General features: G+C 70.5%; 1 protein-coding gene. It reads left to right on the top strand.

From position 1 onward, the window contains the following. A partial coding sequence (locus tag AX730_RS02720; RefSeq protein ID WP_198146994.1) for an L-serine ammonia-lyase, iron-sulfur-dependent, subunit alpha occupies window positions 1-244 on the top strand: 244 nt, incomplete at both ends.

Raw genomic sequence — 244 nt, 5'->3', positions numbered from 1 at the left:
GGCTGAGCATCGCTGGGTTGATGTTCGAGAACGAGAAGGCCTGGCGCAGCGAGGAGGAGATCCGCGACGGCCTGCGGGCGATCTGGAACGCCATGCAGTCCTGCATGGCCCGCGGCATCCGCGAGGAAGGCACCCTGCCCGGCGGCCTGCACGTCTCGCGCCGCGCGCCGACGCTGCACCGCGAGCTGGCCAGCAAGCCGGAAGCGGCGATGCGCGATCCGCTGACGGTGCTGGACTGGGTCAA

Source organism: Pseudoxanthomonas mexicana (assembly GCF_001556105.1).
Lineage (GTDB): Bacteria > Pseudomonadota > Gammaproteobacteria > Xanthomonadales > Xanthomonadaceae > Pseudoxanthomonas_A > Pseudoxanthomonas_A mexicana_A.
The sequence above is the reverse complement of the archived record's forward strand: the minus strand, read 5'-3'. Positions and strand labels throughout refer to the sequence as shown.